A 24596-nucleotide genomic window follows, 5' to 3' on the forward strand; every position below is an offset into this window, starting at 1 on the left:
ACGTCACACTCATTTACCTAAACCGCTGACCCTAAGCACACGAGCGCCCGCATGACCTACATCGTCAATGATTCCTGCATCGCCTGCAAATACACCGACTGCGTCGAAGTCTGCCCGGTGGATTGCTTTTACGAGGGCGAGAACATGCTGGTGATCCATCCGGACGAATGCATCGACTGTGGCGTGTGCGAACCTGAATGCCCAGCTGACGCGATCCGCCCCGATACAGAGCCGGACATGGAAAAATGGGTCGAGTTCAACCGCAAGTATTCCGAGATGTGGCCCGTCATCATCACCAAGAAAGACCCGCTGCCCACCGCTGACGAGATGGACGGCAAGGAAGGCAAGATGGAGCTGTTCTCGGAAAGCCCGGGCGAAGGCGGCTGATCCGTTTCGAATCGCTTTTTCGCGGCGGCGTTGTGCATGTGCGGCATGAGCTTTGGCGCGTAACAGACTGAAAACCCGTGCGCTTCCTTTTGCTGTCTTAAGGTAAGCTTCCGAATCCGCCATTTTTGTGTTATATTGATTTTACAAACGACAAACGGATGCACCCTTGGCCGGTCGATCATATCGCGGGCCGCATGAAAATCTCGACCTGAACCGCACCTTAGGCGTGGCATGTTTGCCCCGGCTGATGCGGATTTGACTGTCGAAAAGGGTCGTGTCCAGCGCGTCTTATGAGGAACAAGAATGACAAAATCTAAGAAACTCGACTTTCGCCCCAATGAATTCGTGGTCTATCCGGCGCATGGTGTTGGCCAGATCATTTCGGTCGAAAGCCAGGAAGTGGCAGGAATTTCGCTTGAGCTGTTTGTGATCTCGTTCGAGAAGGACAAGATGACGCTGCGCGTGCCCACCAACAAAGCGACCGAAATCGGGATGCGTGCCCTGAGCAGCCCCGACGTGATTGCCCACGCGATGAAGACGCTGAAGGGCAAGGCCAAGGTCAAACGGGCCATGTGGTCGCGCCGGGCGCAGGAATACGAGCAAAAGATCAACTCGGGCGACCTGATTGCCATTGCCGAAGTGGTGCGCGATTTGCACCGCACCGACGATCAGCGCGAGCAAAGCTATTCCGAGCGTCAGCTTTACGAAGCTGCCCTTGAGCGTCTGACCCGCGAAGTGGCCGCCGTTTCCGGTGGCGACGAGTTGGCGGCCGCCAAGGAAGTGGGCGATGTGCTGACCAGCCGCGTCGCGGCCTGAGCCACCGAAACTAAAAGATGTGAAAACGCGCTCTTGACCGGGGCGCGTTTTTTTATGTCAGCGCGGTGAGTGTTAGCAGCACGGCGATTTCGGTGCAGATTTGAGTGGCCCCAAGAATGTCGCCCGTTTGCCCCCCGATCTTGGCCCGTGCCAGCGCGCCCATGCCTGCGGCCACGCCGCTTGCGATGATCAGTGCAACAAGGCCCGCACCGCCCGCAAGGATCAGCGCACACAGGGCCGCAATCAGAACGGCGACAATCACCGCGCCGGTGTCGGGCCGTCCGACACTGTGGGCGAGCCCCGTGTCGCGCGCATGGGGCAGGGCCAGCATCAGCGGGGTCATCAGCGCGCGCGAGATCACAAGCGCGGCGACCAGCGCGCCAACGCCCACATCTGCGATGCCGAGCCAACGCAGACCCATGACAAGGATCAGGGCCAGCACGCCGTAGGCCCCGATGCGGCTGTCCTTCATGATCTCAAGGCGGCGCGCCGGGTCATTCCCGCCCCAGAGGCCGTCGGCTGTGTCGGCCAGCCCGTCCTCGTGCATCGCGCCCGTCAGCAGGACAAGCGCCCCCAGCACCAGCCCCGCGACGATCATGGGCGGCAGGACCAACGCCGCACCCCAGCAGATCACACTGATGATCGCGCCCAGACCCAAGCCGACCAGCGGATAGGCCCAGACCGCCCGCGCGCCGTTGGTAAAGGCGTGATCGGGCAGGGGTGGCAGCGGCAGGCGTGTCAGCAAAACGAGCGCTGCAGGCACATCCCAAAGGCGCTGCATCAGTGGCGTGTCGGTTTCTTGGCGTGCCATGTCCGGTCCTGACTTGCGGCTGGGTTTTCAATGGGTAATGAGCAAAGGGTAAACAGGCAAGGACAAGACGTAATGAGCTTTGAGACATTGGATGCATTGCGCGCGCTGTTGGCTGACATGCCGGGGCCGGATGCAGAGGCGGTGCAGGGTGCCACGGACCGCAATGGCCAGTTGACCAAACCCCCCGGCGCGCTGGGGCGGCTTGAGGATCTGGCGATCTGGTATGCAGGCTGGCGCGGCGATGCGCGCCCTGCGATCAATGCGCCGCAAGTCATCGTCTTTGCCGGAAACCACGGCGTTGCGGCCCGTGGCGTGTCCGCCTTTCCGCCGGAAGTCACGGTGCAGATGGTTGCGAATTTCGAACATGGCGGTGCGGCGGTCAATCAACTGGCGAAAGCCTTTGGGGCGCGCATGGACGTGGTCGCGCTGGATCTTGACACGCCCACTGCCGATTTCACCGCCGGTCCGGCCATGTCCGAGGCCGAGGTTGTCGCCGCCTTGCGCGCAGGCTGGGATGCGGTTGACCCACAGACCGACCTGCTGGTCGTGGGCGAGATGGGGATCGGCAACACCACCTCCGCCGCCGCGATTTCCGCAAAGCTGTTCGGCGGAGACGCCACCGCCTGGACGGGGCGCGGCACCGGGGTCGAGGGCGGTGCACTGGCGCTAAAAACCAAGGTCGTCGCCGATGGGCTGACGGCGCATGCAGAGGCAGGCGATGGTCTGGACGTCTTGATGCGCCTTGGCGGGCGCGAGTTGGCGGGCATGGCCGGGGCAATCGCCCGGGCGCGCACCTTGCGGGTGCCGGTGATCATGGACGGCTTTATCTGCACCGCGGCGGCGGCCTGTCTGGAACGCACGGTTGCGGGCGCGCTGGATCATGTGGTTGCAGGGCATCAAAGCGCCGAAGGGGCGCATCCGCGAATGCTGGAGGCCTTGGGCAAAGAGCCATTGCTGTCGCTGGGTCTGCGCCTTGGCGAAGGGTCGGGGGCTGCATTGGCCATCGGCATCCTGAAAGGGGCCGTTGCGTGCCATTCCGGCATGGCGACATTCGGCGAGGCGGGCGTGTCTGACGCCTGAGCCCGCCGGGCGGCACTGTTCTCACACGCGCCTTGCAGCGCGCGTGAAAAGGCGCCCGCCCACCGGCCCTTGGCCATCGCGCGGATCAGGCCCGTTTCGGTTCGTCCTGCCGGGCGGACAGGGACACTTCGAGGTCCTTTTCCAACTCGCGCGCGCGGGCCACGTAGGCGTCGTTCTTGGAGGTCGGGATATTCGGATCCCAAAGCTCGGCCAGTTGGCGCACTGCATCGCGGTCATGGGTGTAAAACAGGTGTTCAGCCTCGGATGCCTCGTATTCGCTGAGGCCGAGGTTTTCGAGCGCATACCGGCCTGCCCGCAGCGAAGCATCGAACATCTCTCGCACGATGTCGTCTGCGCCTGCCTGATACAGATTGTAGACATGCACCCGGTCATAGGCGCGGGCGATGATGTGAATGTCCGGGCGGACCTTGCGGGCATAGGCAACAAGGCTGGTGGCGGCCTTTGGATCATCCAGAGCAACCACAAGGATGCGTGCCGTGTCGATGCCCGCGGCGTGCAGGATGTCGGGGCGGCTGGGATCGCCCAGAAACCCCTTGAACCCGAACCGGCGCATCAGGGCGATCGTTTCGATGTCGTGATCCAGCACCACGGTCTTGAACCCGGTGCCCTGCAGCAACCGGTTCACGATCTGACCGAAACGCCCGATGCCTGCGATGATGACCGGACCTTCCTCGTCGATTTCGTCGGCCTCGACGTCGCCATGGGTTTCGGCCATGCGGCGCGAAATCATCTCGTAGAGGATGAACAGCAGCGGGGTGATCAGCATGGTGAGCGCGATGACCAGCAACAGGGTCTGCGCGACGTCCTGCGGGATGACCCCCTGACCCACAGAGAAGGCGGCGAGCACAAAGCCAAATTCACCCGCCTGCGCGAGCCCCAGCGTAAAGAGCCAGCGATCCCGCCCACGGATCTTGAATGCGACGGCAAGGCAATAAAGCACGATCCCCTTGAGCAGAATGACCAGCAAGGCCATGGAAATCAGCGCAGGCCAGTCCGCAAAGAGCAGTGCAAAGTTGATGCCCGCACCGACGGTGATGAAAAACAGCCCTAGAAGCAGGCCTTTGAACGGTTCGAGGTCGGTTTCCAGCTCGTGACGGAACTCGGAACTGGCCAAAACCACGCCCGCCAGAAATGCGCCAAGGGCGGGGGACAGACCGACCAGCATCATCAGGAACGAGATTGATACGACGATCAGCAGGGCCAGTGCCGTGTACATCTCGCGCAGGCGCGCGGCGTGGATGAACCGAAAGACGGGCCGCGTCAGGAACACGCCGGCCAGAATGACCGCGATGATCGCCGCGATGGTGACAAGGGTGACGCCCCATGCCGGCAGCCCTTCGACAAGGCTGAGCGATCCGTGCCCGTGCCCGCCGCCGTCGTGGCCGTCATGTGTGCGTTCGATTGCGCCGTTCTGCATGATCTGCACCGGCAGGGTGACTGCGATCAGGGGCAGGAAGGCGAGAATGGGAATGACCGCAATATCCTGCGTCAGCAGGACTGAAAACACGGAGCGCCCCCCGCCGGTCTGCATCAGCCCCTTTTCCGACAGGGTCTGCAGCACGATGGCCGTTGACGACAGCGCCAGTGTGAGACCGATGGCAAGTGCGACGCCCCATGGCTGATCATAGGCCATTGAGACCCCCATCAGCGCAAGGGTCGACAGTGCGATCTGCAGCCCGCCAAGGCCCAGCAGTTTGTGCCGCATGTCCCAAAGCGCGCGGGGTTCCAGCTCAAGCCCGATCAGGAACAGCATCATCACGACGCCGAATTCGGCAAAGTGCTGCAAATCCTCGGTTTCTGCGCCGACAAGGCCCAGAACCGGCCCAATCAGAATGCCCGCAGCGAGGTAGCCCAGCACCGACCCAAGCCCGAGGCGTGCCGCGATGGGCACCGCAAGCACTGCTGCTGCAAGGTAGATCGACGCCTGATACAGAAAGCTTTCCATGCACGTAGCCTTTCAGGTTGCGCAGAGAATGTGAACCTTTGCGGGTAAGTACAACCGGCAAGATGTCCAATGCACGACAAAGCGGCGGATTTGACCGCATGGTGCTGGAAATACTGTCCCGTCTGTGCAGGCGGGCCGCGTGTCAGGTCGGCAATGGGCCGTCGCGCTTTAGCTGGTCCATCACGATCTGGCTGTGGACACGGGCCACGGCCGGGTGCGGCAAAAGAACGTCATGGATCAGGCTGTTAAGCGCGCTGAGGTCGGCGCAATAGACCCGCAGCAGGTAATCCGCATCCCCGGTCATCGCCCACGCGCTGGTGATTTCGGCTTGTGTGTCCAACAGGCGGGCAAAGCTGGCGGAGTGTTCAGGGCCATGGGTGCTGAGGTGGACCTGCACAAAGCCCTGCACGCTGAGGCCGAGGCGCGCGGCATCGAGGCGCGCCACATAGCCTTCGATGAACCCTTCGGCTTCGAGCCGCTGTCGGCGTCGTCCGATCTGACTGGCCGACAGGTTCAGCCGTTCGCTCAGCTCATGTGCTGTGAGGTGCGCGTTTTGCTGGAGTGCGGCCAGCAGGCGGGTGTCGATGGAATCAAGCATGTGCGGCCTTTTTGGCATGATATGCGGATATTATGCGGCAAACCCGCATGAAATGACAGGCAAGGGATGCATATTGCGCAAAAACTGTGGCCTGTCTGTCGTAATTATGCGCGAAACACCCCTTTTGAGGAGATGCCGCATGGGTCCGTTCCCGCATGACGCCCCGAAATCAGAGATCACCGAGGCCAACCCGATGGGCACGGATGGTTTCGAGTTTGTCGAATTCGCGCATCCTGAGCCTGAGGCGTTGCGCACGCTGTTCACGCGCATGGGCTACAAGAAGGTGGCCCGCCACAAGACGAAGAATGTGGAATTGTGGCAGCAGGGCGATATCACCTATGTGCTGAACGCCGAACCCGACAGTTTTGGTGCGCGCTTTGTCGAAGCGCACGGGCCCTGTGCGCCGTCAATGGGCTGGCGCATCGTGGATGCGCAGGCCGCATATGAGCGCGCGCTGTCGCTGGGCGCTGAACCTTACGAGGACACGGACAAGGTGCTGGACGTGCCTGCGATCTACGGGATCGGGGGCAGCCTGATCTATTTCGTGGATCAGTATTACGACACGTCGCCCTATAACGAGGAATACGAGTGGCTGGCGCAATCCAAGCCACGCGGCGTGGGGTTCTTCTACCTCGATCACCTCACTCACAACGTCCACAAGGGCAATATGGACACGTGGTTCCGCTTTTACGGAGACTTGTTCAACTTCAAGGAAATCCGCTTTTTCGACATCGAGGGCAAGTTTACCGGCCTGCTCAGCCGGGCGTTGACGTCGCCCTGCGGTCGCATCCGCATCCCGATCAACGAGGATCGGGGGGAGACCGGGCAGATCGTGGCGTACCTCAACAAATACAAGGGTGAGGGCATTCAGCACATCGCGGTCGGGTCTGACGACATCTATGACAGCACCGATGCGATTGCAGAAAACGGGCTGAAATTCATGCCCGGTCCGCCGGATGCCTATTACGATCTGAGCACATCGCGGGTTGTCGGCCATGAAGAGCCGCTGGACCGGATGCGCAAACACGGCATTCTGATCGACGGCGAGGGCGTCGTCAATGGGGGCGAGACCAAGATCCTGCTCCAGATTTTCTCGAAAACCGTGATCGGGCCGATCTTTTTCGAATTCATTCAGCGCAAAGGCGATGACGGGTTCGGAGAGGGGAATTTCAAGGCGCTGTTCGAGAGCATCGAGCAGGAACAGATCGACAGCGGCGAGTTGACGGCAGACTGATCGCGCCTGACTGGAGATAGCTGGCAGGGCGCGTTGGTTTAGCCCTGCGGCATCTTCAGCACCACGTTGCGCCCACCTTTTTGATAGCGCAATTCGGCGTCACCGATGGCCGACACGCGTCCGCCGTCAAAGCGGTCGCCGACTTCGACCTTTTTGTACCGCCCGTTTGGCAGGCGTACCAACGCGCGTCGGTTGGATGGTGTGCCGTAGACCCCGATCAGGTTCACCCGCCGCAGGTTGATGGCATTGCGCACCGTCGCCTCGCGCGTGACGGAAGCCGATGAGGGGATGGAAGGCGTCACCGTGCGCGGTGCGACCGCAGCAGTGCGTTGGGGTTCGGGGGTTGGCGTAGCCCGCGCAACCGTGCGGGCAAAGTTGCGGGGCCGGGTTTCGGGGCGCAGCGATGAGGCCGCAGCGAGGGTCGACACGGGTGTCTCCTCCGCCGCGTTTTCCTCAATCACGTCGCGCAGGATGTTTTCAATCTCTTGCGGGGCCTGTGGCCGCAGGCGTGGCCGCAGATCGGCAAGCTCGCTGCGGGACAGACCGCCAAGCGTGGCGCGTTCGTTTTGTTCAACAAGGTCGGTGGGCCGGTTGCGCGGGCGGACCTGCGCCAGCGCGCTTGTGCTTGGCCGTGCCTCTTCGCCCGTATCAAGACGCACGAATGCGGCTGGCGGTTCAACCGGCGGGCGCCCCAGAAACACGGTAAACCCATCGGGGCTGAGCGCGCCGGCCACTGTTGGAATGATCCGGCCCTGGGCGTCGCGTTTGAAATTTGTGCCCGGTGCGGCCGGGGAGGTGATGAGCGCAAGCTGGCGATCCGTGCGGAACGAGGCAGAGGCGGGCAGGGCGACTGCATCCAGAGCCGGGCTGACCGGGTCGATGCCGGTGACATAGAGGTCTTCGATATCGATCACGTCTGCCGGGGTGGGCAAATCGGGTGCTTTCGGCCAGATGCCCGTCACCGCATATCGCGCCTCAAGCGCTGCGGCGTCGAGTTCTTCGGGTGCGACCGGATCGGGCAGGGGGTCGCGCAGAGCGTCCAGCACGGCGGCGTCTTCGGCGCTGAGGCCATCGTCGCTGAGCGAGTCGTTCAGTGCGGCGACAACGACGCCGTCTGCTTCTGCTTCGGGATCGGGGGCAAGATCGGTTGTGGCCCCCACATCTTCGGCCAGCGATGCGCGTGTGTCATCGGGCAGGGTCGAGGCCAGCGTGCGTTCGCGGCCCGGGAACAGGCGTGCCAGACCGTCGTCCAGAAACACCGAGGCCCAGGCAGCAACCCCGGCGAGGAACACCAGCAGGATGGCCATGAGGATCAGGCCCAAGAAGCGCGGCTTGCCACCAACTGTCCCGTCGCCGCGTGCCCCGAACACGGTCATCCGGTCGGATTCCATTGCGTTCTGCGATGGATTGACCCTTGGCGCGGCGACGCGGGCGGCGGGTTTTTCCAGCGGCGGGGGCGCTTTGGGCGGCGTCTTGCGGCGCGACAGGAACCCGCCCGTGCGCGTCTTTGGAGCTGGCGCGGCGACCGGGGGTGGGGTGCTGTCGCGCGCCGCGACCAACGGGGTCGGGCGCAGGCTGTCGGTTGCGGATTTGGGCGGGGTGGCCAGATTGATCTCGTCCGCACCTTTTGCGGGCGGCGACGGCATAGCCACGGGCGGTGTGGTGCTGAGCGGCGGTGTGGTGCGCGCCGGTGCTGCGGTCCGTGTGACACCGCCAAGACGGACCGGTGCCGCATCCGAGGACGGGTCCTGGCGGCGTCGGGTGGCAAAGCCCAACAGCGGCGGAGTTGTGGTTTCAGCCTCTGGTGTTGGTTCGGGTACGGCGTCGGGCGTGGACTCTGGCGATGCCTCGGCCTCGATTGCTTCGTCGTCCTCGGCTGTGACCTGCGCGATCTGCGGTGCGAGCACCTTGGGGCTTTCCGCCTCCTCGTCAGACGGTGGTGTATCCGGTTCCGCCTCGACCGGGGGCGCGTCGTCGACCTGCGGTACAGCAGACGTTTCCGTATGTATGACCTCGGTGGGCTCATCGACCGGCGCATCAGCTTCGGGCGGTTTTTCGACGATGACGACGCGGACGCCGTCGGGTTTCACTTCTGTGCCGGGTGGCAAAGCCTTGGCCGCATGTGCGGTCGGGCCAAAGAACGGCTCGCCCAGAAAATCCGCACCTTCACCGGCGGCGACAAAACTGACTGGCGCAAACCCGTGCTGAACGGCGAACCCTTCGGCCTCTTGCAGCGTTTCGCGCGCCACTGCGGCGATGTGCGTGGCGTCGCCATCGGGCGAAATGTCAAAGGACAGCGCATCAACCGGATAGGGGGTCGCGCCATCAAGGGCCGCGCGCGCGGCTTTCTTGCGTGCGGCATCATCCTGTCCGGGGGTCCGGATCGTCAGGTAGCGCACCTGTTCATCAGGGATGATCAGCTTGGTTGTGACGGGGGCGCTGCCAATCTCGTCAGCCGATTTGCGCAAGTCTGCAAGGGCACCCGCCAATTCAGGATCGGACACCGACACTTCGCCAAGAAGATGCCATCCACCGGCTGCACGCTGCAGCAGGCGTATCCCGTCAAAGGACAAGGAAAGCGCAAAGTTCGGCTTCATGTTCAGCCTTTTAGCAATTTCGGTGCTGGGATGAAACGCACCTGTCTGTCCTCCTTAAGATAAAGCAGGACTTTGCCCATGCAAAGAAAAAGCCGTGTGTTCTGATCAAACATGCGCGTGCGCCCGGGGGCGGGCACACGTGGAGTTGCGTCTTAGCTTGAGGCTTTGGACAGAGCCTGATCCAGATCCGCGATCAGGTCATCCACGTCTTCGGTGCCGATGGACACGCGCACCACTTCGGGGGCGGCCCCGGCGGCGCGTTGCTGGTCGGCTGTCAACTGGCGGTGCGTGGTTGAGGCCGAGTGGATGATGAGCGAGCGTGCATCCCCGAGATTGGCCACGTGGCTGAAGATTTCCAGCGCGTTCACCAGCTTGATACAGGCGTCATAGCCGCCCTTGACCGCAAAGGTGAACAGACCGCCTGCGCCGCGCGGACAGATCTTGGCCACGCGATCATAGTAGGGCGAGGATTTGAGACCGGCATAGGTCACATAATCGACCCGGTCATCCTTTTCGAGCCAGTTGGCGATCTTGACGGCATTTTCGACATGCCGCTCCATGCGCAAAGACAGCGTTTCGGTGCCCATCAGCGTGTAATGCGCCGCCTGCGGGTTCATTGTCATGCCCAGATCGCGCAGGCCAATGGCGATGCCGTGGAAGGTGAAGGCAAGGGGGCCGAACGTCTCGTGAAATTTCAGCCCGTGATAGGCCTGCTCGGGCTGGGACAGCGACGGGAATTTGTCATTCGCGGACCAGTCGAATGTGCCGCTATCGACAACGCAGCCCCCGGTGACCGTGCCGTTGCCGGTCAGGTATTTTGTGGTGGAATGCACAACCAGCGTCGCCCCGTGTTCGATGGGGCGGCAGAGGTAGGGCGTGGCGGTCGTGTTGTCGACGATCATCGGGATTTCGGCGGCATCGGCGATTTTCGCGATCGCGTCCAGATCGGTGATGTAGCCGCCGGGGTTGGCGATGGACTCGCAGAACACCGCGCGGGTGTTGTCGTCGATGGCAGCCTTGACCGCGTCCAGATCGTCAAAGTCGACAAATGTCGCCTCCCACCCGAAGCGTTTGATGGTGTGGCTGAACTGTGTGACTGTGCCGCCATAAAGACGGGTCGAGACGACGACATTCTTGCCGGGCGACATCAACGGAAAAAGGGCCATGATCTGCGCAGCGTGCCCGGAGGAACAGCACACGCCCCCCACGCCGCCTTCGAGGGTGGCGATGCGTTCCTGCAAAACGGCGACTGTGGGGTTGGTCAGGCGGGAATAGATGTAGCCGACTTCCTGCAGGTTAAAGAGGGCCGCGGCATGTTCGGCATCGCGGAAAACATAAGCGGTTGTCTGATAGATCGGCGTCTGGCGGGCGCCAGTGGCGGGGTCAGGCCGTGCGCCCGCGTGAATCTGAAGCGTATCAAAGCCGTATTTTGGACCATCGGTCATGTCTTGGGTTCCTTTGCCATAAGGCGCTGTGATTGCGCCATCGATAGGCAAAGGTGACGGTCTGGGCAAGGCGATCACGCAAATTTGGACCGCGCCCCGTCAGGATGCGCCGGGAAATCGCCGTTGTGTGCGTGCGCGCCTGCTCAGGCGATCTTGGCCATCGCAAAGCTGGCCGACACTTCGGGAAAGGCCATGGCCTTGTATTCCACCAGTTCAATCTTCGGGAACAGCGCGGAGTCATCGCGGTAGAGCACGTAATGCACCTGGCTTGTCCGCAAGCAGGTGCCTGACTGGTCAAAGTGATCCCACTCGATCCAGACATTGGAATACCCGTTCACGGGGACGCCTTCGGCCAGAACGCGGGGCACGATGTTGGTAATTCCAGCACGCACCGTGGCGTCGCGGTAAAGCGTCAGCGCCTCTTTCATCGTGCAGGGCGCCCCAAACACCTGTAATGTGTCATGCGCATAAAACGGATTGGGAAAGACGAAGTGTTCGGTCACTGCATCCAGCCGGTTTTCGATAAAATTCCGAGCGAGATTGTCCATAAATCTCTTGGTAATGCTGGCCATGAGAGCCCCCCAGGAAACGATTTTTTGACTTGACGATAAAATAGCACAACCGGTGAAGAATTTCACCTGCGTAAACACAAGTCAGGCGTGTAGAGGCCAGTTACGTCGCGTCAGATGCTAGCGCATCCAGAACCCGTTGGACTTGATCCGGTTTCGGATCGCCTGTTCCTTGCGTGGCATATTGTCCTGATCGAAAAGCGCGCGTACTTTTTCGCCGCGCCCCTGAAAAACCATACGCTTGATCGGGTCGTAACCTTTGAGCACTTTCTTGATCTTGTTGGGGCTGGACACTTCTTCGAGCGTGTCGATGACTCGCTGATCTTCGCGCGCGTAAAGAAGCGGCAGCACCCGGTAGTGGCAAGTGACCGGCCCGTCGAGATAGGCATGCACTGCACTGTCGCGCCCACCGCCCAAGGCGTGGATCACGAGGGGCAGTGCGACCTGATCCAGCCATGGATCGAGCGACTGACAGACCAGCGCATCGGGTGGCGTGTCGCGGATAAAAAGCGCGTAGTCGAGGAACTTTTTGCCAAAGACATGCGGACATTCCCCGAAAAAGAATCCCGCATTGAAATAGAGATACCGCTTCCAGTATTCGTCCGGTTCGCTCAGATCGAGGCTGCTTTCAAAATCCAGATCAAAGGCGTCGTAAAGCGATTTCCAGATCTCGGTATAGCCCGGCCCGTAGAGCTCCAACTGTGGCCACGTGTCGGTGCGGCGCATCGATGCAGTGGGCCGCGCGAAATCGAAAGGCACATCCGACAACTCGCCCGTGATCAGTGTGTCGCTGTCAAAGAAGACAAACGGCTCACCCTTGGGCAAGGCGGTCAGCATTTCGATCTTGTTGCCGGGGGGATAGCTTTTGCCAAAATGCTTTGAGGCGAAGGGTACGATTTCCGCCCCCAGATCCTCAAGTGCGGCCCGCACGTCTACCGCATCAATGCGCGGGTCCTTGGGCCAAAGCGGGCCGGGCTGCGGTTCGGCGATCAGCACGCGCCCTTTGAACTTCGGGCTTTTGGCGCGCAGGGAGGCCACGAACAGCAGCGCCTCGTAGCTCAGCCGCCCGGATTGCCCCACAAGGGCAATATTAAAGGATTTTGCCGCCTTTTTTGCGGTTTTGCCTGCCATTATGCCTGCTCTGCATCTGGATCATTTGCCCTATCTATACCCGCATAAGTGTTACGATAAAGCACTGTTGTCTATTCCGGCGGCGGGTTGAGCAGATCATAGAGCTTTTGCAGCACAGTGAGCACGAGGAACGCCCCCACCGCCCAGATCAGCAATTCGAAGGGCGCGAAATCGGTTCCGCGCAGCCACTGCCCCAACAGGCTGCCTTGCGGGCGCAACGCCTCGATCCCGAACAGCCCGCTGCGCGGCCAGAGCGAGAACGTCCAGAATCGCGACAAATAGAAGAACACAGCCGCCACGCAGATCACAATGGCCATCCAGATCAGGCGTTTCATTCTGTCACCTCGATCGTGTCAGTGTCGATTTCCCAGACCAGCAAATCGCCGCGCTTGGTGATTTCGCCCTCGGCGGTGATGAATTGCGCGACGTAGTCATAGGCGGCGCGGGGCAGGCGGGTGCCGTCCGGGCCGGTCACCAGCAGGAACTCTTCGCCCAGCACAGGTTGAGAGGACACGAAGATGGGCGGCACATCGCCCAGCAGGCAGAGGTTGGCGCAGGCCTTGTGGGCCAGTCCGCGCCCGGGCCGCATGGCACCCGCAAGGCATTTGCCGTCACAGATTTCGCCCGTCAGTTGCCAGCGCCCCTGCGGTTCGGCGGCCACCTCGGGGGCGTCACCTTCGGCGGCTTTTAACCCGTTGCGCCCGCCGCGCAGCTGCAACATGTAAAGATCACCGCGTTCCAGCACGACGCCCGAAACTTCGGCCAACTGCCCATTCAGCGGCATCGCGCGGCTGTCCACGCCGGATTTTCCGCCCGCTGTCATCAGGAAACTGTCACCCGGTTTGATGCGGTCATTGCCTTGGGTCACGTGGATGACCGGGTAGGGGGTCATTTCGACCACGCCCGTCACAGTCTGGCGCCCGTAGTCAAAGCGGAACGCGCCGGGGCCGGGATCGTCCTGTGCCGCGCCAAGGAAGTAGCCCGTAGCCGCCAGTCCGGCGACCAGCATAATGCAGACGGACCAGAGGAACACCCGCAAAGGGCCCGGGGCAGGCAGGTAACCGACGAAGAAGGGCTTGTCGCTCATGCCGGTTCTCCTTGGGGCGTGATGGGTGCGGGCAGGGGCAGGGGGTCGACATAGGTGCCGGGCGGGTTGGCGTCCGGGTGCACCTCGACCATGCCGTTTTCCAGCCGCAGGCGGTAGGTCGGCACCATTTCGGTGAAGGGCGCAGGCGAGCGGCCCGAGCGGACATCGTATTGAAACCCGTGCCACGGGCAGGTCACGAGGCAATCGATGACTTTGCCCTCACCCAAGGGGCCGTTCTGGTGCGCGCAGGCGTTCGAGATGGCGGACAGCTGTCCTTCCATCAGATAGACGGCGACGCGGTCCCCATTGGGCAGGCGGGTGATCTTGGCAAATCCGTCGCGGAATGCGTCAGGCCGTGCCACTTCGATCCAAGCCCCATCGCGCGCCGCAACATCCCCGCGTTCGGACCACCACGCCGCTAGGTGCAGCACGATGACGGCGGCGGCGCCGCCGATGAAGATCACGGTAAAGACGTGGTTCTGCTGGTCCAGCAAAATGCCAAGGCTGATATGGGCCGCGACCGAGAAATAGGCCGCATAGATCAGGTAATGCAGCCGCTTCCACACCGGTGGTGTCAGGAATTTGAGCCAGAAGTCATGGCTGGTCGTGGCAAGGATCAGCAGGCAGATCAGTGCAAAAATCCCAAAGACTTCAAAGGGAAAGCCCGCGATCTGGCCGAAACTTGAGTTCGCGTAAAGCAGGCCGACATATTTGTTCGAACTGGAAAAGTTGAAGTACCAGTTGAGGATGTAGCCGGCATGGGTGATGGCCACAAAGGTGGTCATGACGCCGAAATGCCTGCGATTGTAGAGCAACGGCAAGAAGCGTGTGTCGAGACGCGCCAAGGGACCGATGCACAGGATGATGGTCAGCATCACAAAGGCACAGGCGCCAAAGGCACGCGCGTTGTGGATCTGGGGATTGATCGCAGGGTCGTGGCCCAGAGCGTCCGGCGTGATGTATAGAAAGACCCACAGGAACGCGGCCACCCCGGCCAGCATCACGCCATCATAAATCCATTTGTTCCGGTTCCATTGAACGGGGGTGTATTTGACGCTCATTGCCCCGCTCCATCGCTCAGTTGCACGGGCACTGCGTCCGCTGGCCATGTCTGGCGGACCGACAGGCCGGTGATGATGATAACGACGATGGCGATGCTCATCAGGATGACGGTGGGTCCGTACCATGCGCGCACGGCGCGGTAGCGGGGCGCCCATCCGGCAGCTTCGGTTTCGATCTGCCACCAGCGCCACAACACAAGCGGCCAGATCAGCAAGACACCGGGGATCAGAAGCGGGCGAAAGATATAGGCCCCGCGCGCGTCTTCATCGATGCGGTCCATGCCGATGGTCAGAAAGACGGCGGCAACAATCGCACCGATGATGCCCCATGCCTGCATTCCCATCACAAGGGCCTGTGCAATATCCATGATGCGCCTTCCGTTCGTCCCGATATTGGTGCGACCCTACAAAGGCACAGGGCCGGACCCAAGTGCAAACTGTCAGTTGACCCTGACAGGGCGAAAAAGTGATCACGGCGCGCGTGCCACGGTGCATTTGACCCCTCCGATGGCGCGTGGCTGCAATTGGACTGTTACCTTGTGGTCGTTTGGGTCTATCACTTGGGCCATCTTGTTGCGATTATTCGAACAGAACAGGGAGCATACACATGAAAAAACTCGCATTTGCCGCCACACTGATGATGGGAACGTCTGCCGCGTCCATCGCCGCCGCCGATTGCGGCGAGGTGTCGATCACTGAAATGGACTGGGCCTCGTCGGCTGTGGTGACCTATGTCGCCAAGTTCCTGCTGGAGCAGGGATATGGCTGTGCCGTCAGCACGGTGCCGACCACAACCGAACCTGCCATGGCCTCGGTTGCCGAGACGGGCGAGCCTGACATTCTGACCGAACTCTGGACCAGCTACACCTCTGTCTATGAAGAGTTGCGCGATGAAGGCAAACTGGTCGAGCTGTCCAAGGTGCTGTCGGACGGCGGTGTCGAGGCGTGGTGGATCCCCGCCTATCTGGCCGAGGAACATCCAGAACTGACCACGCTGGAAGGCATCAAGGCCAACCCCGAACTGGTCGGTGGTTTGTTCCATGACTGTCCGTCGGGCTGGGGCTGTGACATCACAAACAACAACAATTTCAAGGCCGCAGGTCTGGGCGAGGCCGGGGTCGAGCGGTTCCAGCATGGATCGGGCGAGACGCTGGCCACGGCCATCGCTGCGGCTGCCGAGGCCAAGGAGCCATGGTTTGGCTACTACTGGGCGCCCACATCCGTTCTGGGCAAGTACCCGATGGTGCAGGTCGAGCTGCCCGCCTACGACCCAGACACCCATATCTGCAACGGGCTTGAGGATTGCGCGACACCCGGTCTGTCCTCTTACCCCGTGTCCAACGTGGTGACGGCGGCCACACAGGCCTTTGTTGACCGGGAACCCGAGGCAGCAGAGTTGATGAAGAATCTGACCTTCACAAATGCCCAGATGGGCGACGTGCTGGCCTGGCAGGAAAACAATCAGGCCTCTTACGAAGAGGCGGCGGTGTATTTCCTGACCACCTACAAGGACACATGGGGCGGCTGGTTGAACGATGACGCCCGCGCCAAACTGTCCGCGCTTTTGCAGTAAGCGTTGAAACCTGCCGCGCGCGGCCAATGCTGCGCGCGGGAACCTATGACAAGCCCGACAACGGGCGGCAGAACGGGGACATTGCGTGGCGCGCTACGATTCACTTTTTGACACACTTGGCCTGCGGGACTGGTGCGATGCAGACAAGGCCGATGCGCCGCTGTCCATGGCGCAGTTGCTGGCGCAGGCGCAGGGCGGCGAAGAGGCTGCCGAAACCGGCGGACTGCCGTTCCCGTCGCTGGACACGTTGCACGAAAGCTGTGCCCGGATCGGGCAAACCCGCGATCTGACCGAAGGGTTGGAGAACGGGTTCCTGTCCATCCGATCTGAGTTGAAATTCGTGCTCGACCCAATCACGCAGCCGCTGTCATGGATGCTGGATGGCACGCTGTTCGTGTTCGAATCCGCACCGTGGTGGGTGATGATGCCTGCGCTGCTGCTGCTGACCTGGGTCGTCAGCCGGTCGCGCAGCGTGACGGCCTTTGTCGCTTTTGTTCTGCTGTTCTTTGCCTTTATCGACCACTACGAGGTCGCGATGCAGACGCTGGCGATTGTGTTTGTGTGCACCGGCATTTCCGTGCTGTTCGGGGTGCCCATCGGCATCGGGATGAGCAAGTCGAACACCGCACAACGCAGCATCGTGCCGATCCTCGATCTGCTGCAGACATTGCCGACATTTGTCTATCTCATTCCGTTGATCTTTCTGTTTTCCGTCACGGAATCAAAGCTGTATGGCATTGCCATCATCCTTTACGCGATCGTGCCGGTGATCCGTCTGACGGACCTTGGCATCCGCCTTGTGGACAGGGACGTGATCGAGGCGGCCAATGCGTTTGGCCTGACGGCATGGCAAAAGCTGACGCGGGTGGAACTGCCCCTTGCCATGCCAAACATCATGGCGGGCGTGAACCAGACCATCATGATGAGCCTTGCGATGGTGGTGATTGCGTCGCTTGTGTCGGCCCCCGGTCTGGGCGTGCTTGTCCTGCGCGGCATTCGCGCGCTTGATCTGGGCGTCGGCATTGTTGCGGGCCTTGGCATCGTCTTGCTGGCCGTGGTGCTGGATCGCGTGTCCAAGGCCGCGCTGAACCGCGTCGACACACGCGCCAAGTCGAAATAGGGGCCTGCCATGACTGCCAAAGTCGCAATTCGCGGCCTCTACAAGATTTTCGGACCCAATGACAAAGCCCTGGTGTCACTGGTGCAGGACGGTATGGACAAGGCGACGCTGCTGGATCAGCACCGTCACGTGCTGGGCCTGCGCGACATCAATGTCGATATGCAACCCGGTGAAATCACGGTGATCATGGGGCTGTCCGGGTCGGGCAAGTCCACCCTGATCCGCCATCTCAACCGGTTGATCGACCCGACGGCGGGCGAAATCCTTGTTGATGGCACCGATGTGATGTCACTGGATGCGGACGCGTTGCGCAAGATGCGTCAGCAACGCATGTCGATGGTGTTCCAGAAATTCGCGCTGTTGCCGCACAAGACGGTGCTGGAAAATGCGCAATTGCCGCTGAGTGTGCAGGGGGCTGATGCCGAAACGCAGGACGCCGAGGGGCGCAAATGGCTGGCCCGGGTCGGCCTTGACGGGTTCGAAGGGCGCTATCCGGCGCAACTGTCCGGCGGTATGCAGCAACGCGTTGGGATTGCGCGCGCGCTGACGGCCAACACCGACATCATGCTGATGGACGAGGCGTTTTCGGCCCTTGATCCCCTGATCCGCACCGACATGCAGAACCTGTTGCTGGAGCTGCAGAAAGAGCTGCAAAAGACCATCATCTTCATCACCCATGACCTTGATGAAGCGTTGAAACTGGCCGACCACCTTGTGATCCTCAAGGACGGCGCGGTGGTGCAGCAGGGCGAGCCGCAGGGCATATTGCTCAACCCCGCCGACCCCTACATCGAAGACTTTGTGAGCGACATCAACCGGGCGCGCGTTTTGCGTGTGCGTTCTGTGATGCGCCCGCTGAGCGGCGCAAAGTTCGACGGGGATGTGCCTGCGAATGCCAATCTTGAAGACATGATCGCCCTGTCGGATGGTGACACGCGCCTGATCTACCGGGTGATGGATGGTGACGAGGCCGTGGGCCAGTTGGACATGAAGGATCTGGTCAAGGCGCTGGTGCCCCGCATTTCGGGCAGCGACACGGCGGCCTGACCGGGCAGAATGGCCGAAAATCTTTGGTGATCTGCGCAAAGCGTGTTTACACTTTCCATCGACGCGTGTGCTGATCCATTGCCTGATCGCGGCGTGCCATGACGCATTTCACGCCTGAATTTGAGACCGGGCACAAGCATTAAGACGCCAAGGATTTTTGATATGTGTGCTGATACGCCGCCAGAGGACCCGACCGACCCCGACCCCAACACCGTTGCAGCCCATGTCTACCTGACGGAAATCCTTACCCGCGTCTCTACGCAGCGGCTGCATTTCAGTGAAGGTGATGAAAAGGGCGCGCTTGACAGTCTGTATGAGCTGTTCGGGCTGGCGCGCAAGGTCATCGCGGACAATGCCGGGTGCGTTGAATTCTCTGAAAAGACAGTTGCCTTTCTGAACGGCGAATTCCGCGGGTTCATGGCAAAATGGCACCGCAAGCGTCTGGAAGGGGAGTTGGACACACGCGACGGTGCAGTCGAGTTTCGCACGGCGTTGCGTGGCATTCAGGATGAGTTCCGTGATTTCGCGACTGTCCTGCACCGGATGGCTTACCGGACGGACCTGCCCGTATTTCCTGCTGACCGCATGACACCGGGCTTTCCCGACGCACCACTCGTCTACGGCATTCCCAAGGACGACACGATCCCCAAAGAGGCGGGAGACAAAGACCCCAAGCATATTGTCGATCGCATCAATGCCTCGGAGACTGCAGCCATCGAGAAACGGCGGGCGCTTTATGAGACAGAGGCGGAAACCACCACTCAGAACCCGCAAGTGGGCAACGCCTCGAAAACTGACGATAAGAAAACTGGCGATGAACCGTTAGAGCTGAGCGACGTGTCGGGCCTTGCCTTGTCGGGTGGCGGCATCCGGTCTGCGAGTTTTAGTCTTGGTGTGGCGCAGGTGCTGGCCGAGAACGAAAAGATCATGAATAGCATCGATCTGATGTCGACGGTGAGCGGTGGTGGTTTCACTGGGGCCTTTCTGGCGCGCCGTATCGCCGAGAGCGGTACGAAAGAGGTCGCCAACCCCGAAGGCCCGGATACGGAGGCTGTGAAGTACCTGCGCAAAAGGGCCAATTACCTCATCACGGGAAATACGCTCAAGACCATTGGGCTGATCTTTAACCTGTTGGCAGGCATGGTCCTGAACTGGACTGCGCCCGCGGCATTGATCGCGGTTCTGGTGTCGATGATGCACCTTGTGGACGTGTTTGAACCACCGACGCTATGGGTCGGTCTCGTTGCGCTTGTTTTCTTGGGCATTGCCGCATTGACCAAGGCAAGAGTGTCCATGTCTGTTGAATGGATACGGGATTTCGGCATCTGGGTTTGTTCGCTTGTTGCAGTCGGTCTGCTTGCCATTGTTCTGGTTGACTTCGACTACGTCAGTCTGGTGATGTTCAGCGCGGTTTCGGTCACGTTGGCCTTTCTGGCCTATGCCTGGCTTCCGTATGAATTGGGCAAGTTGCGCCCCGTTGTCATGTGGGTTTTCGGTTTGGCATCGGTGTTTCTGCTTGGTCTGATTGTGGTGCATTGGGGCTACGTCCAATTTGTCGACATGGTGGAAAACGGAGGGGTGGGGGCCAGCGTGTCGATTGCCACCATCGCGGCGGCGCTGCCCGCCTTGTCCCGTGTGTTGCCAATGCTGGGCAAACCGTGGGTGCGCATGATCGGCAACCGGATCGTCATGATCATCGCCTCGATTGCGGTACCGGTGCTGGCGCTGATGTTTGGCTATGCGCTTTACTATCTTGGGACGTCCAAAGGCATTGTTGTGTCCGACTGGGCACCGGATGCAAAAGTCACGCCGGGCCTTTTTGTCCTGATGTGTATCGCGGGCGTATTGGTGGTGACGGCGCTTATCGCGGCAGTGCTGCCCGCCTTGTCCCGTGTTTTGCCAATGCTGGACAAACCGAAGGTGCGGGGGATCGCCAACCGGATCGTCATGATCATCGCCTCGATTTTGGCGCCGTTGCTGGCGCTGATGTTTGGCTATGCGCTTTACTATCTTGGGACGTCGAAGGGCATTGTTGTGTCCGACTTGGCCCCGGACGCAAAAGTCACGCCGGGCCTTTTTGTCCTGATGTGTATCGCGGGCGTCCTGGTGGCCACGGCGCTTGCGGTGATCAATATCAATGTAACGGGACCGCACTGGCTCTATCGAGAGCAGCTTGCCAAAAGCTTTGTGCGGCTGAACGAGGACGGTACACTGGACGTGCCGCTGTCCGACCTCGATCCAGATCAGCGCGCGCCCTATCTGCTGCTCAACGCCGTGGTGAACCTGCCCAACAGCGAAGCGATCGAGATGCGCGAACGGCGAGGCGACTTCTTTGTCTTTTCAAAGAACTGGTGCGGGTCGCCCGTGACGGGGTATCGCCGCACTGCGAATTGGCGGCGCTGGTATCAACAGGAGATCGATCTGGCGACGGCTGTTGCGACATCCGGCGCGGCCGTGGCACCGCATATGGCGCTGTTGTCGATGTCCTCGGCCCGTGCGCTGTTGTCCTTCCTCAACATTCGGCTTGGGTTTTGGGTGCGCCGCCCCGATGTGAACCAGGACGGCCCCGAGGGCACCGGCGGACGCCCGGGTGCGTGGATGCTGCTGCGTGAGATGTTCGGTTTTGGTCTCGACGAACATCGCCAATGGTTGATGCTGACGGATGGCGCGCATCTTGAGAATTCAGCGATTTACGAGCTGTTGCGCAGACGTTGCAAGTTCATCGTTGCAGTGGACGCGAGCGCGGAAGCCGCGGGTGGTTTTTCGACAATCCTGACAGTTGTGCGCCACGCCGCGGTGGATTTCGGCGTGCGCATCCACACCGACCTCAAAGAGTTGCGCGCAGACCCGGACACCGGGATGTCGCGCGCGCATGGCGTGCTGTGCGAGATCGACTATCCGGCTGTGGATGGCAAGCTTGAGGGCAAGGGCCTGCTTTTGATCATCAAGCTGTCGATGACGGGCAATGAAAGCGAGTTGATCAACGCCTATCGCCACGCCTATCCCGCGTTTCCCAATGTTTCGACAGCCGATCAGTTCTTTGACGAACACCAGTTTGAAGCATTCCGCGAGTTGGGTGTGCATGCGGCAAAATCGCTTCTGAAGCCCGCACTTGTGGGCGAAGGGCGCGACGTGGACAGCGTGGGTGACTGGTTGACCCGGCTCTACCAGCGCATTCCGCCGGAGCGCGATGGCTGAGGCGGGTCAGAAACTGGGGCCCGACTTTTTATCCACGGGCGCTGGGTTGGGCGCCCAATTGTAGACGGCACTGAACATCAGATCAGAGGCCGTCCCGTCCTGATTGTTGCGGGTTTCCATGTCCAGCGACAGAACTGTGTTCACCAGATAAGCGATCCTGGTCTGAAAATGGGACACCACGCTGTCCATGTTCACCTTGCGGGCGGGCACATCTGCAATCAGCGTGTTGCTGGCGCGTCTGATCTCGCCTTCGAAAAGTTCCGGATCGCTCCACGACCGTTCATCAATCATTGTGCCGTTCAGCCAGATGACCACATCGGTCTGACGTTCGTTCCGCGTCGCGGTCACCGACACGGCTAGGTAGCCCGGCGACGTTGCCTCGAATATGATCCGGCTCGTGCGGTCGAACACGACGGTCTGGCCAAGATTGACGGGCCTCGAAAACTCGATGACATCTGACAGTTGATAAAGCTGATTGGCGATGGTTTCAAAAGCGATCAGTTTTTCCGAGGGCAGGTTGGACACATAGACCGCGTCCAAAAGGCCGTCTGCCTGCGTCCGCAACAACCGGAAAGATGCGCTTGGGGTTATCTTTGGCAGCATTTCCTCGATGTAGGAAACGACCTGCCGGTTGCCGCCTTCCTCCGCGATGTCGACCATCAAGACTTGCAGCGCTGCTTTGATCTCGGAAACAAGGTGCTGACCCTCTTCCGACAGCGCGGGCGCTGTTGAATTGCCATTTCCGTCGATGCCCGCCAACTGGATGACCGTGCTTTCGCCACGCCCGGGCGGAGCCACCCCGGTTGCCGGAGCAATTGCGACGACGACAATGAATGCGGATGCCAGACCGGCAAACGACATCCAGTGCAACTTGTTATAGATCACCGATCTTGGCGTTTCGCCGGTCTGCGTCACCTGATTGCCGAAGCTGCCCTGATGGATGGCCATGAACAGCGACATCGGAACGATCATCGTCAAAAGCCCGCTCATGATGTTGCCGTACTCGTACCATCGCGGCGCAATCGCATCCAAAATCCACAAAAGGATCGAATAGACCGCCACAAGGACGCCCATGGCCACGAGACACAGCAACAGCGGATAGGCCAGCCGTTGCCTGACATGCGTCGCCACGTTCAGGGCCAGACGCACGAGGAAGAGCGGAAGAACGATGTAAAGGAGTATTGGCCCGAAAAACTGGGCATCAAGCGTTTCTCCGAACGCAACGCTGAGCAACCATATCAGGATGATCGGGACTGCGGCGAACTTCACCACGGTCATCGCGTCGACATAGGCAATCACGCTGCGCCGGAACGCCAGCGTGGGCGGTGCAAACATGACGGCCAGCGGTATCCCGGCCAGCACGATGCTGATCGCGCCGATGAACGGCAATCCCCACGACAATTCACTGTGCGGATTGCGCACAAGCAGCGCGAACATGATCATCGTCAGAGCGACAGCCGCAATAATCGAGATGAGCATGTGCCGGTTCAAAAGGCGCGCGCCGAGGCCGAACTCGTTCTTTCTGGACAAGAGCAGCCGACGGTTCAGTTTCCGTGTGGCGCGCACCTCTTGGCGCCATGTGCCCAAACCGGCAAACAGGGACGTGTGCGTTCCCTTTGCGATCCTGTTGGCACAGCGCACCCAGTTCAGGGTCTGGCCCTTGCCCTTTTCGGGTGAGAACCGTTGCGCAAGCGTTGGCTGCACGGCCTCCAGTTGTTTTGGGCTGAGCCCGGCGATCTGTTCGGCGGCCAGTGCGTTGACCTCGGCATCCGGGTCCTGCGTGGCAAGGTCAAGCAGTATGTCGGCCGCTTCCGGTGACCCGTCCGCCACCAGCGCGTCACACAGGTTGCGCCGCACAGCCGCATCCTTGTTTTGCGCGTAGTGCTGCATGATGGTAAGCAATCCGCTGCTCATGCGATGCCTTCCTCTCTCTCGACGCTCGGGAGGATGGGCTGCACGGTCGCCGCGCGGATATTGAACAGCGTGCTGAACCCTTTGACCGACAGACCCTTTTGAATGGCGGCATGCACGACAAGGTCCACGACTTCGGGCGTCCAATGGCAGCGTTCCGCATTTTCCAGCAAGGCCACGACTGCATTGCGCGTCAGGTTCTCGGCGCGCTGGGCAAGGTCCTGACGGGCCTGATCGCCGCGTGTCGCAAAGGCCCCGGCCACGGCGCGTTGGGCAAACCGGAACAGTTTTTCGGATTGCGTGACGTGTTGAACGATTTCGGACTGCAATGGTTCGATCAGGAATTCATGCGCAATTTCAACAAATTGACTGCCCATGCGTGCTTCTTGCCGCACGATCCCGCTGGCCTGCATGTCCAGGATCAGGGATGCGCGTTTGCCTGCGTTGCGCAAGGCCCCGCCGACAAGGGTGCTGTATTCCACGACATTGCGTTTGCTGCTTTGGGTCAGAAGGTCCGACAGCATGTCGAGAATTTCCAACTGATCGGCACGTTCGAATTTTTCCAGAATTTCCTTGAAATACTCTTGCTGAATCCGGACCGTCCCGCCGGTCTTTTTCATGAAGTCTTCGTATGAGATCTGAGGCAGGGATTTGCCCGGATGCTGTGTCAGTGCGCTGCCGAACAGCTCCCAGATCTTGTCGCAGACGATCTGAATGTGCGCAGGTTCGACAAATCGGTCTTCTTTCTTGAGGGCGTTGATCACCTCGTTGAAGATTTCGTCGCCATAGGTGTAGCCGAACGCCTCGGCAGGTTTCTGGATGGCGGCGCGGGCGTCCGAAATCGTGAGATAATCCAGCCGATAGCGCGAGGTCTGACGTTTGGCCGCAAGGTCGGGCACAGAGGCGAGTTGCCCGATATATTCGTCGCGCATCGACAGCACCACCGAGATTGGCAGCAGCATTTC

General features: G+C 60.7%; 21 protein-coding genes. 8 read left to right on the plus strand and 13 right to left on the minus strand.

All coding sequences use genetic code 11. The features are described from left to right. The first annotated feature begins 51 nt into the window (after window positions 1–51). Together fdxA and ACERZ8_RS12510 are read left to right on the plus strand one after the other, a co-directional pair. A complete protein-coding gene (gene fdxA / locus ACERZ8_RS12505) occupies window positions 52–387 on the plus strand; it encodes a ferredoxin FdxA (protein ID WP_407592511.1) in 336 nt (111 codons plus the stop codon). 303 nt (window positions 388–690) lie between these two features. Further along, window positions 691–1203 (plus strand): CarD family transcriptional regulator, encoded by a 513-nt coding sequence (locus tag ACERZ8_RS12510; RefSeq protein ID WP_407592512.1) that lies wholly within the window; start codon window positions 691–693, stop codon window positions 1201–1203. A 52-nt stretch (window positions 1204–1255) separates the two neighbouring features. On the opposite strand, the gene cobS is transcribed toward ACERZ8_RS12510, so the two are convergent. Next, on the minus strand, window positions 1256–2014 hold the full coding sequence (cobS, locus tag ACERZ8_RS12515; RefSeq protein ID WP_407592513.1) for an adenosylcobinamide-GDP ribazoletransferase: 759 nt from the start codon (window positions 2012–2014) through the stop codon (window positions 1256–1258). 72 nt (window positions 2015–2086) lie between these two features. Between cobS and cobT the strand changes: the two genes are divergently transcribed. Next, the gene (gene cobT / locus ACERZ8_RS12520; protein ID WP_407592514.1) at window positions 2087–3094 is read left to right on the plus strand and encodes a nicotinate-nucleotide--dimethylbenzimidazole phosphoribosyltransferase; all 1008 of its coding nucleotides are present in this window, start codon (window positions 2087–2089) and stop codon (window positions 3092–3094) included. A gap of 85 nt (window positions 3095–3179) precedes the next feature. Here the strand turns inward: cobT and ACERZ8_RS12525 are convergent, their stop codons facing one another. Both ACERZ8_RS12525 and ACERZ8_RS12530 read right to left on the minus strand, forming a co-directional pair. Further along, a complete protein-coding gene (locus ACERZ8_RS12525; protein ID WP_407592515.1) occupies window positions 3180–5060 on the minus strand; it encodes a monovalent cation:proton antiporter-2 (CPA2) family protein in 1881 nt (626 codons plus the stop codon). Window positions 5061–5202: 142 nt separating this feature from the next. Further along, window positions 5203–5658, minus strand: a complete 456-nt coding sequence (locus ACERZ8_RS12530) for an Lrp/AsnC family transcriptional regulator (protein WP_407592516.1) — start codon at window positions 5656–5658, stop codon at window positions 5203–5205. Window positions 5659–5797: 139 nt separating this feature from the next. Between ACERZ8_RS12530 and hppD the strand changes: the two genes are divergently transcribed. Continuing rightward, complete coding sequence (hppD, locus tag ACERZ8_RS12535) at window positions 5798–6892, plus strand: 4-hydroxyphenylpyruvate dioxygenase (RefSeq protein WP_407592517.1); 1095 nt, start codon at window positions 5798–5800, stop codon at window positions 6890–6892. A gap of 38 nt (window positions 6893–6930) precedes the next feature. Here hppD and ACERZ8_RS12540 read toward each other — a convergent pair whose 3' ends face one another. From ACERZ8_RS12540 to ACERZ8_RS12575, 8 genes are all read right to left on the minus strand, one after another. Next, window positions 6931–9489 (minus strand): hypothetical protein, encoded by a 2559-nt coding sequence (locus ACERZ8_RS12540; RefSeq protein WP_407592518.1) that lies wholly within the window; start codon window positions 9487–9489, stop codon window positions 6931–6933. A 152-nt stretch (window positions 9490–9641) separates the two neighbouring features. After that, window positions 9642–10934, minus strand: a complete 1293-nt coding sequence (locus tag ACERZ8_RS12545; RefSeq protein WP_407592519.1) for an O-acetylhomoserine aminocarboxypropyltransferase/cysteine synthase family protein — start codon at window positions 10932–10934, stop codon at window positions 9642–9644. A gap of 143 nt (window positions 10935–11077) precedes the next feature. Beyond that, complete coding sequence (locus tag ACERZ8_RS12550) at window positions 11078–11482, minus strand: hypothetical protein (protein WP_407592520.1); 405 nt, start codon at window positions 11480–11482, stop codon at window positions 11078–11080. Between the two features lie 141 nt (window positions 11483–11623). After that, a complete protein-coding gene (locus ACERZ8_RS12555) occupies window positions 11624–12634 on the minus strand; it encodes a hypothetical protein (protein ID WP_407592521.1) in 1011 nt (336 codons plus the stop codon). Between the two features lie 71 nt (window positions 12635–12705). Beyond that, window positions 12706–12969, minus strand: a complete 264-nt coding sequence (locus ACERZ8_RS12560) for a hypothetical protein (RefSeq protein ID WP_407592522.1) — start codon at window positions 12967–12969, stop codon at window positions 12706–12708. Continuing rightward, window positions 12966–13721, minus strand: coding sequence for a hypothetical protein (locus tag ACERZ8_RS12565; protein ID WP_407592523.1), 756 nt, complete (start codon window positions 13719–13721; stop codon window positions 12966–12968). Before ACERZ8_RS12565 ends, ACERZ8_RS12560 begins: the two co-directional genes overlap by 4 nt. Then, entirely contained in the window at window positions 13718–14782 is a 1065-nt protein-coding gene (locus ACERZ8_RS12570; RefSeq protein ID WP_407592524.1) for a Rieske 2Fe-2S domain-containing protein, read from the minus strand. The genes ACERZ8_RS12565 and ACERZ8_RS12570 overlap by 4 nt, the downstream gene beginning before the upstream one ends. Continuing rightward, complete coding sequence (locus ACERZ8_RS12575; RefSeq protein WP_407592525.1) at window positions 14779–15150, minus strand: hypothetical protein; 372 nt, start codon at window positions 15148–15150, stop codon at window positions 14779–14781. Before ACERZ8_RS12575 ends, ACERZ8_RS12570 begins: the two co-directional genes overlap by 4 nt. Before the next feature lie 239 nt (window positions 15151–15389). Between ACERZ8_RS12575 and ACERZ8_RS12580 the strand changes: the two genes are divergently transcribed. The 4 genes from ACERZ8_RS12580 to ACERZ8_RS12595 all read left to right on the plus strand — a co-directional run bounded on the left by ACERZ8_RS12580 (window position 15390) and on the right by ACERZ8_RS12595 (window position 21720). Then, a complete protein-coding gene (locus ACERZ8_RS12580; protein WP_407592526.1) occupies window positions 15390–16355 on the plus strand; it encodes a glycine betaine ABC transporter substrate-binding protein in 966 nt (321 codons plus the stop codon). 85 nt (window positions 16356–16440) lie between these two features. Next, window positions 16441–17475, plus strand: a complete 1035-nt coding sequence (locus ACERZ8_RS12585; RefSeq protein WP_407592527.1) for an ABC transporter permease — start codon at window positions 16441–16443, stop codon at window positions 17473–17475. A gap of 9 nt (window positions 17476–17484) precedes the next feature. Further along, a complete protein-coding gene (locus ACERZ8_RS12590) occupies window positions 17485–18522 on the plus strand; it encodes a betaine/proline/choline family ABC transporter ATP-binding protein (protein WP_407592528.1) in 1038 nt (345 codons plus the stop codon). A 162-nt stretch (window positions 18523–18684) separates the two neighbouring features. Further along, window positions 18685–21720: a patatin-like phospholipase family protein gene (locus ACERZ8_RS12595; protein WP_407592529.1), complete on the plus strand. Its 3036-nt coding sequence runs from the start codon at window positions 18685–18687 to the stop codon at window positions 21718–21720. 6 nt (window positions 21721–21726) lie between these two features. On the opposite strand, the gene ACERZ8_RS12600 is transcribed toward ACERZ8_RS12595, so the two are convergent. Both ACERZ8_RS12600 and ACERZ8_RS12605 read right to left on the minus strand, forming a co-directional pair. After that, window positions 21727–23634 carry a HEAT repeat domain-containing protein gene (locus tag ACERZ8_RS12600; RefSeq protein ID WP_407592530.1) on the minus strand — a complete coding sequence of 636 codons (1908 nt, stop codon included), beginning with the start codon at window positions 23632–23634 and terminating at the stop codon, window positions 21727–21729. Beyond that, on the minus strand, window positions 23631–24593 hold the full coding sequence (locus ACERZ8_RS12605; protein ID WP_407592531.1) for an nSTAND1 domain-containing NTPase: 963 nt from the start codon (window positions 24591–24593) through the stop codon (window positions 23631–23633). The genes ACERZ8_RS12600 and ACERZ8_RS12605 overlap by 4 nt, the downstream gene beginning before the upstream one ends. Between the last annotated feature and the right edge of the window lie 3 nt (window positions 24594–24596).

It is taken from the genome of Tateyamaria armeniaca (genome assembly GCF_045797845.1).
GTDB lineage: Bacteria > Pseudomonadota > Alphaproteobacteria > Rhodobacterales > Rhodobacteraceae > Tateyamaria > Tateyamaria armeniaca.

Coding starts and splice junctions, on each gene's coding strand:
- fdxA (WP_407592511.1), top strand. CDS start 52: ATGACCTACATCGTCAATGATTCCTGCATCGCCTGCAAATACACCGAC.
- ACERZ8_RS12510 (WP_407592512.1), top strand. CDS start 691: ATGACAAAATCTAAGAAACTCGACTTTCGCCCCAATGAATTCGTGGTC.
- cobS (WP_407592513.1), bottom strand. CDS start 2,014: ATGGCACGCCAAGAAACCGACACGCCACTGATGCAGCGCCTTTGGGAT.
- cobT (WP_407592514.1), top strand. CDS start 2,087: ATGAGCTTTGAGACATTGGATGCATTGCGCGCGCTGTTGGCTGACATG.
- ACERZ8_RS12525 (WP_407592515.1), bottom strand. CDS start 5,060: ATGGAAAGCTTTCTGTATCAGGCGTCGATCTACCTTGCAGCAGCAGTG.
- ACERZ8_RS12530 (WP_407592516.1), bottom strand. CDS start 5,658: ATGCTTGATTCCATCGACACCCGCCTGCTGGCCGCACTCCAGCAAAAC.
- hppD (WP_407592517.1), top strand. CDS start 5,798: ATGGGTCCGTTCCCGCATGACGCCCCGAAATCAGAGATCACCGAGGCC.
- ACERZ8_RS12540 (WP_407592518.1), bottom strand. CDS start 9,489: ATGAAGCCGAACTTTGCGCTTTCCTTGTCCTTTGACGGGATACGCCTG.
- ACERZ8_RS12545 (WP_407592519.1), bottom strand. CDS start 10,934: ATGACCGATGGTCCAAAATACGGCTTTGATACGCTTCAGATTCACGCG.
- ACERZ8_RS12550 (WP_407592520.1), bottom strand. CDS start 11,482: ATGGACAATCTCGCTCGGAATTTTATCGAAAACCGGCTGGATGCAGTG.
- ACERZ8_RS12555 (WP_407592521.1), bottom strand. CDS start 12,634: ATGGCAGGCAAAACCGCAAAAAAGGCGGCAAAATCCTTTAATATTGCC.
- ACERZ8_RS12560 (WP_407592522.1), bottom strand. CDS start 12,969: ATGAAACGCCTGATCTGGATGGCCATTGTGATCTGCGTGGCGGCTGTG.
- ACERZ8_RS12565 (WP_407592523.1), bottom strand. CDS start 13,721: ATGAGCGACAAGCCCTTCTTCGTCGGTTACCTGCCTGCCCCGGGCCCT.
- ACERZ8_RS12570 (WP_407592524.1), bottom strand. CDS start 14,782: ATGAGCGTCAAATACACCCCCGTTCAATGGAACCGGAACAAATGGATT.
- ACERZ8_RS12575 (WP_407592525.1), bottom strand. CDS start 15,150: ATGGATATTGCACAGGCCCTTGTGATGGGAATGCAGGCATGGGGCATC.
- ACERZ8_RS12580 (WP_407592526.1), top strand. CDS start 15,390: ATGAAAAAACTCGCATTTGCCGCCACACTGATGATGGGAACGTCTGCC.
- ACERZ8_RS12590 (WP_407592528.1), top strand. CDS start 17,485: ATGACTGCCAAAGTCGCAATTCGCGGCCTCTACAAGATTTTCGGACCC.
- ACERZ8_RS12595 (WP_407592529.1), top strand. CDS start 18,685: ATGTGTGCTGATACGCCGCCAGAGGACCCGACCGACCCCGACCCCAAC.
- ACERZ8_RS12600 (WP_407592530.1), bottom strand. CDS start 23,634: ATGAGCAGCGGATTGCTTACCATCATGCAGCACTACGCGCAAAACAAG.
- ACERZ8_RS12605 (WP_407592531.1), bottom strand. CDS start 24,593: ATGCTGCTGCCAATCTCGGTGGTGCTGTCGATGCGCGACGAATATATC.